Source organism: Enterococcus sp. AZ177 (assembly GCF_050544585.1).
Lineage (GTDB): Bacteria > Bacillota > Bacilli > Lactobacillales > Enterococcaceae > Enterococcus_L > Enterococcus_L plantarum.
Genome location: NZ_CP172944.1, coordinates 1,966,642 through 1,975,648 on the forward strand (window position 1 = coordinate 1,966,642; position 9,007 = coordinate 1,975,648).

Sequence of the window (9,007 nt, forward strand, 5' to 3'; positions counted from 1 at the left end):
TGTGTCCTCCTTATTCAAACCATTCTGAATGTTGTTCTTTACACCATTTCACGTAAGATTCGTTTTCTCTTTCTTGATGTTCATCAAGTTCTTTTTGCGTCCACTCTTTATCGCAATCCACGCAATAGTAAAGACGTTCTAATTCTTCATCGCAATTCGGGCATACTGGTATACAGCAATCTTCATGCATCTACTCCACCTCGTTTAGTAATTCTGGGTTGGCGTGGATTGATCCTAGAATATTTCTATTATCAACTTCAAACAAACAGATTGCATGAAAATCTCCTATCCTCTGGAGGCAATGACATCCATCTATGAATTGGATGACCCCTTTTACATAAGTTCCACCGTAAAAACCTTCTACAAAATCTTTACCAAATATCTCCACACCATTCTTATCTTTTAGTCCTGTGTATTGCATGAGGATGACGTTATCTAAGCTTTCCTCATCAATCCTAAAAGTATTTCCTCCAGGATTCGGATATTTGATTTTTATTTTATTGTTCAACCAATCAATTGCGACTACTTCGTCAAACATTTCTTGGATACGTATTTTCTTCCACGCTCTAAACTTCGGTTTATTCATTTGGTTCAGTCCTCCCTATTATCAACGCTTCTGGATAAATGCCAGTCTTATTTTTGTCGTAGCGGAAACTTTTATCTAAATTCCTCAACAAGTCACATTTTGTATCTGCGTATCCGTATACCGCCCCTGTATCTTTACCAATTGCTTTATACATGTCATCCACTCCTTAAAATGGTAAGCCGTCTGTATCGTCACTGACAATTCCCGAGCCACTAAATGGATTGTCTTGTATCGGCTTATTCGGATTGAAAAATTGGTCTTGTGATCCTTGGCTATTATCTTGCGATTTAAACGTGTTGCTTTGATTCGATGAAGAATTACCCTCGAACTGGTTTGAAACGTCTGTATTTTGATTCTGTGGCGAATTATCGCTACTTGAACGACTTTCTCTAAACCCGAACGTATCAACTACGATTTGTTTGTTGTAATGCTTAACGCCATCTTTCTCATAATTGTTATCTTGCAATTCACCTACAATGCCAATCATTGACCCTTTTATAAAATGATCCGCTATGATCTCAGCCGTTTTGAGGAATGCTATACAATTATGAAAGTCAGCTTTTCTGCTTCCGTCTTGCTCTTTCCGACTTCTACTCACTGCAACAGTAAACTTTGCTACAGCATTTCCATTTTGCGAATATCTTAGGTCTACTTCTTTTGTTAATCGACCATTTAAAACCACTAGGTTATCTGCGTTCATCAAACTACCTCTTTCCATGTCTTGAAATTCCAAATTTGTTTTATAGTATTTTCACTTACTTGATATATAAGAGCTACTTCTTTTCGCTTTTTATATCCTTTTAATGATCGGATGGTTTTAACAGCTTCTTTGTCTAATTTCGTTTTTAAAACACCGTTTTTCATAGCATCAGACATATTCTCTTTTTGTGTCCCTTGTTTTAAGTTGCATACTCGATTATCTGATTTAATATCATTCAAATGCCTTATAAATTTACCTTCCTCAATATCTCCAACAAACGTCTGGTATATAACCCGATGCACTAACTCTTTATCTTCTCTGCCGAACGAAACAACAAAGTGACCTGATTTACTTTTAGAAAAATTGAGCTTTCTGAATCTATTCCCCATTACCAAGCCATGTCGTCCTTTATTTATCCATAAAGAATAAATATTTCCATCTACGTCAGCGAAATAGCCTAATTTACCTTTAATCGGTTTAACTTCGACAACATTATTAATCATTTAATTCCCTCCACTTCAATTTCTGTCCTCGGGTTTAAGCTGTATAACTTTTGCGTAGTCACTGCAGCGATCTGCCCGTCATTCTTGTATAAGACACCTTCTAAGGCATCTGTCACCGCTTTAAAATAATTGTCGATATCAGGCTTCTTGTCCACGTACAGTGTTTCATTCGCCAGCTCTTGGTCCATTTTCTTTTTGGTTAACAAATACTTAGGCTGATAGACAAAAAACGTAATGGACACGCCAATCGGTCCTGTCTCAATTAATTTAGGCTTACTAGCCATCACATGGTATTTAACCGCTCGTTTGTATGCTGTCATAGCACTATCTTCGTATGCTCGTTTGTTAAAACTGTTAAATCTCGGTCTAGCTTGTGGCTTAGGTGCTACTGGTATTGTGATCAACATCAGTTACCGCCTCCGTTCAAGAACGCTTGTATTTCTGCATCCAACTTGGCTTGTTCCTCTGGTGATAACTTAGCTTCTGGTGTTGGATTGGTTACCGATTCTGGCATAGTCTCTTCTCTAATTGGTTGGCGGTAATAAGATTGTTTAGGCGATGCCTGTTTTTCTTCTTGCCATTTGCGTTCAGAATCGAGGTAATCATCATGAGTTTTTACCCCTGCCGCTCTCCATCGTTTGAGGATGCCAGAAAAATAGTTGTAGGTTCTCTTATTTTCCCTGGCACATATATTTACTGCATCTTTCATCAGTTCTAAGTCTCCATTAAAATCGTTTAAATCATATTCAAGGTCAGTAATATTGACTGGTGTTGCTGGACTAACATTTTTAGAGTAATAATCAATTAATTCTCCTAGCTTGTCGCTTCCAAAAGGTTGCTCGATAAACTGATAACTAGAGGACAACTCATCGACAAAATCTTTTTCTTGTTTTTTATTGTTTACTTTACTTTTATTTACTTTAGTTTCCTTTACTTTACTTTGTGCATTAATGTCTACATTAACTTCCTTTGGAATGTAATTATTGTTTTCACTAATTACGTACTTAGTAGGTTTTGGTGATTTTCTTCTTTTTGTTGCTTCAAAATAGATAGCTTGGATATTTTTGCTTGTCAGAACCTTAGCCGAGTTAAACAGGTCTTCATGAAAGAATTCCCATGTAACTAAGCGGATGACAATTTGATCTAATAATTCCTTACTCATTCCAGGAAGGCGTTTCAAAAGAGTTGCTTTGGTTAAATCATTCCACACAATGAAGTATCCTTTTTTGTATACCGCACATAGCAGCTTGACTACCGCAAGCTCTCCTTTGATGCCAAACTCTCCTGCAATAGCTTCTATTTTTTCGTCTTCAAACATATCTACATCAAAAGGAAAATAATCAAGACCATCTTTAGTGGGTCTTGCCACTTGATCACCCTCCTATCGCTTTCTTGTATAGTTCTTCATCTTTGTACTTTTCATCAAACTTCATAATCTGAGCATTTGAGGTTATACCAATTTTTATTAATGTTTCTTTATCCAGATAAACTGGTGTAACTTCATATCGTGCCAGAAATTCTTTTTCTCCTAGCGCATGTGCTATGTTATGATGCTCTAAGCAGACACAAGCGAATGGGAAAAGCCTGTGATCAACGTTCTTTCTCTTTCTGTTACCAACTGCAGTGACATGGTGTATTTGACCATTTTCTTTCGCACATACACAGCATTTCCTGTGCTTACAAGCGAAGTAAAAAAACTTGTCGTAGTCTAGTAAATAGGTATACCTTTTTGGCAAATCAACGCCGTTCATCAATATGAATTCAATTAAAAACTCAATCCATTTAGCTGCATCATCCATAGTTGCATCTGAATGAGAAAATCCATTGATTTCTCTATAGCTGTATTGATATTTCAGACTGATCTCCATCTCTTGAGCATCTACAAAATAATGATTCGCTATATCCCTAATCAATGTATGAGACACTGCATTTTGAGCAGAGGACATTTTTTCATTGTCTAGTAGTTTAGCTAGTACATAGTTTGATTTTCCTCTGCTCAAAAGTTTTAGGTACTCAGGATTGATATCTTCGTCAAACTCAATTGTCAGTTTGTTTTTGTCGTGAGATATGATTTTTCCAATCATTTAAATCACTTCTCTTTAGCTTCTTTTTTTAGATTTTTGCTAATTTGAATTAGGCAATTTGATATAATGCCGTATTCTTCATTTGTGAGTTGTTCAACACTTTTGTGGATATTCGTTTTTTTCTGTGCTGCTTTATAAGTCTTTTCCTCGCTAGTTTCGTGTTCTAAAGAGAATGTTTCGATTTGTTTGTTTAACTTTTGTATTTCTAAGTCTGATATCATCTTAGGCGCATTTTTAACTGCTTCATTTCCGTCATCATCCAGCTCACTAGTAACGCCGAATACTGCACCTAGTGTATATCTTCGTGCGTATGTTTCGGCAGACCCAAAAGCTTGGACATCAATTTTAGATGTATTAACAGTTAGTGGATCGTATAAAATATACTCTCCGCTTTCGTGAGTTACTAATGTGGCAACTGAAACTTGGTTGTTGGAAGCACTTGTTACTTCTTGTGTGTAACTCATTCCTGTACCTTCTATCGCTAAGTCAATAGCTTCTGTCACGTTCTCTAAAGGAACGTATTTACTTTTAAAGAAAGGATTGTCAGCATCTTTTTTTGGTTGTTTTAGGTTTTTTCTAAATAGAGCTAATGCTTTGAATATTTCTTGTCTCGTTTCACTAAATTTCATTGTTTGTTCAACCACTCTTTCCCACTGATAATTTCTAATTTTTCAGCAATTAGATTTGATGGATCATATTCGTCTAATGCGGTCATGAATCCTTCTTGGCTACCTACTAGTTTCTTTTCGATATCCATATGCTTAAAATACATAACGAATACCCAATCACTCTCGTATACGACATTTCCGAAATCATCTATGTTCCAATTCGCTGTATCATCTATTTCGTCTCCATACTCCTGGTAAAAATCTTCTGGCGGAGTAGTCAAGTAATGGTCCAATGCTTCTGCTTCTTTTGGTGTCATTGTCAAAATCCACCTTTCCGTGGTATAATTTTGTTAATATATTTTCGTTATCGACTGACAGGACTGCCATCCTATCGGTCTTTTTCAATTTCAATTGGAACCCAATTCATTTTTGCTAATTCGTGTTGCGCTACTACTAATGCCTCTCCGACCCAATCCGAATCAATCTTTATTGTTTTAATCGGTTTATAGCTACTTCCGACATTTACAAAAAGTCCTTTCCAAGCATCACGCTCAATGCACACTGCGTTATCTCTAAATCCTTCTCTAACAAATTCCAACTGTAAACTAAATGTGAGATAGATATAATTATTGAATTCAAAATTAACCACATAACTTTTGCTATTTTTAATGCTTGCTAAAAAATTAACTAGATATAACATCTCTTCATTCATTACCATTTGCTCCTATCGGTCTTTTTTTATTCAAATAATTCACGTTGTCTATTCGCTTCTTTGATCAACAAGCGTAAATCTGTATCTGGTAACCATTCGTCAATGTATGCTAAAGCATCATCAAACTTGATTCTTGGTAGTTCTCCATATCTTGGTAGGTGGAAATACTGTTTAAAATCTTTCCAGTAGTTTGAGAATACTTTTTTAGCATGTCGTTTATAAGCTGGACTATCTTTCCCACCAAGACACTCTACTACTTTCTTATTGGACTGCTGCTTAATTTCGAATTCTTGTTGCCCAGTGATCCGCATCGTGTCTTTTAAAACAGTTACGTCTTTCTTTACTTCTTTCATGTCTTCTAATTGATAAATCATCATATCTTCAATTGTTTGAGGAACTGTATTTTTTCTAATTGTGTCTTCCATATCGTTAAACGCTTGTATATATTTTTGCTTAAATCCAATTGCTTTTTTTCCAGTAAATCCCATCGCTAAAAGGAAGAAGCCATCACGACTGATAAAATAGATTCGTCTTGGTCTCCCATATAAATCAGGTTCAGTCCCTTCTATAAACATCTGTCCAAAATTGGACACATCTTCTTGCAATGTATCAATGTCTCTTAATACATGTTGATGTTTCTTGTTGAAGCTATCAGCTACTTGCAAACTAGTAGTTACAGCTTCTTTATTTTTCATTATTACTAGTTCTTGCATTTATATTTCCCCTTCCAATTTACTCAACCGATCAAAACTAATATTTGTACGGTTATGATATGCATCTTCCACTACCGCAGAGCAGTTACCCTTATTTACAATCCTTACGACTACATCGCAATCAATCAATGCTTGATCGCCTATTTCTAAATCTGTTGCAATTTTCTTTCTAGCCTTGTACATCTTGTGATTCTTAGGAAGTGTAATCACGTTTGCTGATGCTACTCTCAATCTCGCTGGCGCTGACATTCTATTTCCCTCCTACTCTCGGAAACACTTCTTCGACACGGCAATCCAAAGCGCCTGAAATCTCATAAGCTAATTCCAGTGATAATTTGTGTTTCCCTAACTCAATACTGTCAATTGTTTGTTTGGACACACCGACTTTTTCGGCTAATGTTTCAACTGACAATCCTTTAGCACGTCTGATCTCGTTAAGGTGACTTACATATACTGGTTCTTTCTTTTTAAACATGATCGGTTCCTCCTAGTCTTTTTTATATGTTCTAAGCGCATCCTCTGCAATCCAAACGTTAAATGATAAATACTCAGCTACTAAGCTATAGGTCATCAATAACAAAGAATAGCCTAGGCAAACTTTACTATTAACATCTAACGTTAAGAGTAGAATCATGCCGATTACATAAACAATATAGGTAATTTTGTTTAGATTTTTTGATATTAGTTTCATTTAGTTTCTACCTACCTTTCTATCAATTTGAAATTCTTCTATTGTCCAATTTGTAATTTCTTTGCCTACACTAATATCAAAAGCGATACGGTGTAATAATGTATCTTGAAACCCTAATTCATATAGAATTTTCAAAAATTTTTCTGTTTGCAATAACTCTTCATATCGTTCCTTGTCAATTTTCATTTCGGTTGCTCCTTTCTGTATTGTTAGAAATCATTCACCTTGGTATACTTTATATAGAAAGGTGGTGAAAATATATGTCCATAAATATGTCGCTAACACAATTCTTAACATTTTCTACTAAAGTCAGTACAAGTGCTAAAATAAATTACATCAAAGAAGTCAAAAACGATTCAGACTATCATCCTGCTAAAGATTACTGGAAACCGTTGCGAGACGAGATTAAACGTATCCACGAGAATGGATTACCCATCGAAACTTTAGACGATTTAATTGAACGAACTACTGACGAGAAAAAACTAAAGAATTATATCGCAGCTGTAAAAACTTACAAGCGATTTATCAATTCAAACGAAGTTGAATATTTCCAGACAGGTCAGTCATTTTGGAAACTTAGAGACGATCTATATGTTAATGCTTCCCCCGAATTTGGATTGTCCATTAACGGTGAACCAATGCTAGTAAAGAACAACTATAAGAAAAGATCTACATCGAACAAAATTGATAAACGAAATATCAACGCAACATTAACTTTGATGCAACTCGCCGAAAAAAATTTCTCTGTCCCTGATAATCAAAAATACTGTGTATTCAATTTTCAGAATGGAAAAGTAATTGAATCTAGTCCGTTACGATCAGAGAGTATTCTTGAATTAGAAATGGATGCAGAATTCATTTTGAACATATGGAATCAAGTCTAGGTATTACTTTTGCAACTTAGCTCACTCATAATCAGAGCGCAATTTTCACAAATATATTCTTTATCATTGATATTTAAAACGCCTATTCCTTCGCACTTGATACAAGGTGGGCGTTTTATTTTTTTAATGTACAAATCAATTACAAATACTGGTAAAATTTTATAGACAATCCTTTTCATTCTTCTCCTCCTGTTTTCTGTATTCTATCTACTACACAACATGTATACATCACCGCTAATAACGCATAGCCTTGCACCGTCTCGCCTGTGGCAAAACAGATGATCGATACTGTTAGTAAGATTAGGTTGGCTGTGGTGACCAATTTCAACCATTTATCCATCCCATTCACCAATGATTTCTTTGCAAATCCGTTTTGCTTCTTTAGCTTCGTAATAACATTTGCCATTGGGTTTCTTACGCTCGATAGCGACCATTCGAGGATCACTAAATATTTCACGTTCTGCAGTAGATAATGACATTGAATTTCTTCTGGCTATCTCTTTCCTATCAAAGGTATCTTTTTCTAAATTCAACCTTTCAATAGAAAGTTCAATAGATTCTTTAAGCATTTTGGATAAAATTTTATAGACCAGATCATACAAAGCTCTTTTTAATCCTGCTTCTTCTTCCATCTAAGCTCCTCTCCTTTATCACAATTCATACATCGTAATAATCGAATCGATGATTTTGTTTGCTTCTGCTGATGTCTTTTTACCATTGATGATTAAAGACAACTCGCTTTTACTAACACCAAATCTTTCAGCTAACATTGTGTATGTTAAAAAATTAGAATTTTTAACATAGTTTTTAATTTTTTCTCTATCTTGTAGAGTAATTTCCGCAATTTCAGCCATTAATTGATCTCCTTTCCTATGTTTAGTAAACAAATTTAACAACTATTTTGTAAATTTTATTGACGTTTTTAACATGTAATGTTAAAATATACCCATGACAAAATAAGATGCAAAACACATTGATCTAGTTGCTTTCTTGGCGGACAGCGTTTTTAATCAATCGGATTTTGTTATGCTTATAGTTGTTAAATCTGTTTACAAGATAAATATTAACACCATTTGTTAATTTCGTCAACGATTTTAACATTATTTGTTAATTTATTTTTTCTTGGGCGAAAGGAATATTGATATGACAACGTTTGAGAGGATAAAGTTATTAGCAAAGAATCAAGGAAAATCATTGAATAAAGTTGAAGAAGAGTTGGGATACGGTAAAAATGTCTTATATAGATTGAAAAACTCTAATCCTTCTACAGAACGTTTAGAGGAAATTGCTGATTATTTCGATGTATCAGTAGATTATTTATTAGGTAGAACCGATGACCATCACATTTCTGAAAAACCGCTTGATAAACATGAAGATGAATTATTGATGATGTTTAGACGTGGTGAAAGTGAAATTCCAGAAGGAAAGAAAGAACTGTATCGCAAACAAGTTACAGATTTGATGGGGTTCATATCTGAGACAATGAAAGATTTGGACGAAGAGAATAAAAACAAATAGGAGTGCCG

21 protein-coding genes are annotated in these 9,007 nt (G+C 34.9%); 2 read left to right on the forward strand and 19 right to left on the reverse strand.

The features are described from left to right. Positions 1–10: 10 nt before the first annotated feature. From IGJ34_RS09620 to IGJ34_RS09695, 16 genes are all read right to left on the reverse strand, one after another. Positions 11–190: a hypothetical protein gene (locus tag IGJ34_RS09620; RefSeq protein ID WP_430597329.1), complete on the reverse strand. Its 180-nt coding sequence runs from the start codon at positions 188–190 to the stop codon at positions 11–13. Further along, entirely contained in the window at positions 191–586 is a 396-nt protein-coding gene (locus tag IGJ34_RS09625; RefSeq protein ID WP_430597330.1) for a YopX family protein, read from the reverse strand. Beyond that, the gene (locus IGJ34_RS09630) at positions 579–740 is read right to left on the reverse strand and encodes a hypothetical protein (protein ID WP_430597331.1); all 162 of its coding nucleotides are present in this window, start codon (positions 738–740) and stop codon (positions 579–581) included. Before IGJ34_RS09630 ends, IGJ34_RS09625 begins: the two co-directional genes overlap by 8 nt. A gap of 12 nt (positions 741–752) precedes the next feature. Then, positions 753–1,286, reverse strand: coding sequence for a single-stranded DNA-binding protein (locus tag IGJ34_RS09635; RefSeq protein ID WP_430597332.1), 534 nt, complete (start codon positions 1,284–1,286; stop codon positions 753–755). Further along, positions 1,286–1,789: an HNH endonuclease signature motif containing protein gene (locus tag IGJ34_RS09640; RefSeq protein WP_111248853.1), complete on the reverse strand. Its 504-nt coding sequence runs from the start codon at positions 1,787–1,789 to the stop codon at positions 1,286–1,288. The genes IGJ34_RS09635 and IGJ34_RS09640 overlap by 1 nt, the downstream gene beginning before the upstream one ends. Next, positions 1,786–2,196: a RusA family crossover junction endodeoxyribonuclease gene (locus IGJ34_RS09645; RefSeq protein ID WP_430597333.1), complete on the reverse strand. Its 411-nt coding sequence runs from the start codon at positions 2,194–2,196 to the stop codon at positions 1,786–1,788. Before IGJ34_RS09645 ends, IGJ34_RS09640 begins: the two co-directional genes overlap by 4 nt. Continuing rightward, entirely contained in the window at positions 2,196–3,158 is a 963-nt protein-coding gene (locus IGJ34_RS09650; RefSeq protein WP_430597334.1) for a Lin1244/Lin1753 domain-containing protein, read from the reverse strand. Before IGJ34_RS09650 ends, IGJ34_RS09645 begins: the two co-directional genes overlap by 1 nt. A gap of 4 nt (positions 3,159–3,162) precedes the next feature. Continuing rightward, entirely contained in the window at positions 3,163–3,873 is a 711-nt protein-coding gene (locus tag IGJ34_RS09655; RefSeq protein WP_430597335.1) for a putative HNHc nuclease, read from the reverse strand. A 5-nt stretch (positions 3,874–3,878) separates the two neighbouring features. Beyond that, positions 3,879–4,502: an ERF family protein gene (locus tag IGJ34_RS09660; protein ID WP_430597336.1), complete on the reverse strand. Its 624-nt coding sequence runs from the start codon at positions 4,500–4,502 to the stop codon at positions 3,879–3,881. Continuing rightward, complete coding sequence (locus tag IGJ34_RS09665) at positions 4,499–4,798, reverse strand: hypothetical protein (protein WP_430597337.1); 300 nt, start codon at positions 4,796–4,798, stop codon at positions 4,499–4,501. Before IGJ34_RS09665 ends, IGJ34_RS09660 begins: the two co-directional genes overlap by 4 nt. Positions 4,799–4,869: 71 nt before the next feature. Then, on the reverse strand, positions 4,870–5,193 hold the full coding sequence (locus IGJ34_RS09670) for a hypothetical protein (RefSeq protein WP_430597339.1): 324 nt from the start codon (positions 5,191–5,193) through the stop codon (positions 4,870–4,872). A 26-nt stretch (positions 5,194–5,219) separates the two neighbouring features. Then, a complete protein-coding gene (locus tag IGJ34_RS09675; protein WP_430597340.1) occupies positions 5,220–5,906 on the reverse strand; it encodes a Rha family transcriptional regulator in 687 nt (228 codons plus the stop codon). Next, a complete protein-coding gene (locus IGJ34_RS09680) occupies positions 5,907–6,155 on the reverse strand; it encodes a hypothetical protein (protein WP_430597341.1) in 249 nt (82 codons plus the stop codon). Between the two features lies 1 nt (position 6,156). Continuing rightward, entirely contained in the window at positions 6,157–6,381 is a 225-nt protein-coding gene (locus IGJ34_RS09685) for a helix-turn-helix transcriptional regulator (protein ID WP_430597342.1), read from the reverse strand. Positions 6,382–6,393: 12 nt separating this feature from the next. Beyond that, complete coding sequence (locus IGJ34_RS09690; protein WP_430597343.1) at positions 6,394–6,597, reverse strand: hypothetical protein; 204 nt, start codon at positions 6,595–6,597, stop codon at positions 6,394–6,396. Then, positions 6,598–6,783 carry a hypothetical protein gene (locus IGJ34_RS09695; RefSeq protein WP_430597344.1) on the reverse strand — a complete coding sequence of 62 codons (186 nt, stop codon included), beginning with the start codon at positions 6,781–6,783 and terminating at the stop codon, positions 6,598–6,600. Positions 6,784–6,857: 74 nt separating this feature from the next. Between IGJ34_RS09695 and IGJ34_RS09700 the strand changes: the two genes are divergently transcribed. After that, a complete protein-coding gene (locus IGJ34_RS09700) occupies positions 6,858–7,481 on the forward strand; it encodes a hypothetical protein (protein ID WP_430597345.1) in 624 nt (207 codons plus the stop codon). 175 nt (positions 7,482–7,656) lie between these two features. Here the strand turns inward: IGJ34_RS09700 and IGJ34_RS09705 are convergent, their stop codons facing one another. From IGJ34_RS09705 to IGJ34_RS09715, 3 genes are read right to left on the reverse strand one after another with little or no spacing between them, the layout of a single operon-like run. Then, positions 7,657–7,821, reverse strand: a complete 165-nt coding sequence (locus tag IGJ34_RS09705; protein WP_430597346.1) for a hypothetical protein — start codon at positions 7,819–7,821, stop codon at positions 7,657–7,659. Then, a complete protein-coding gene (locus IGJ34_RS09710; protein WP_430597347.1) occupies positions 7,814–8,113 on the reverse strand; it encodes a hypothetical protein in 300 nt (99 codons plus the stop codon). Before IGJ34_RS09710 ends, IGJ34_RS09705 begins: the two co-directional genes overlap by 8 nt. An 18-nt stretch (positions 8,114–8,131) precedes the next feature. Next, positions 8,132–8,335 carry a helix-turn-helix domain-containing protein gene (locus IGJ34_RS09715; protein WP_430597348.1) on the reverse strand — a complete coding sequence of 68 codons (204 nt, stop codon included), beginning with the start codon at positions 8,333–8,335 and terminating at the stop codon, positions 8,132–8,134. A 289-nt stretch (positions 8,336–8,624) separates the two neighbouring features. Here IGJ34_RS09715 and IGJ34_RS09720 point away from each other — a divergent pair, with 289 nt between their 5' ends. Further along, positions 8,625–8,999, forward strand: coding sequence for a helix-turn-helix domain-containing protein (locus IGJ34_RS09720; protein ID WP_430597349.1), 375 nt, complete (start codon positions 8,625–8,627; stop codon positions 8,997–8,999). The last annotated feature ends 8 nt before the right edge of the window (positions 9,000–9,007 follow it).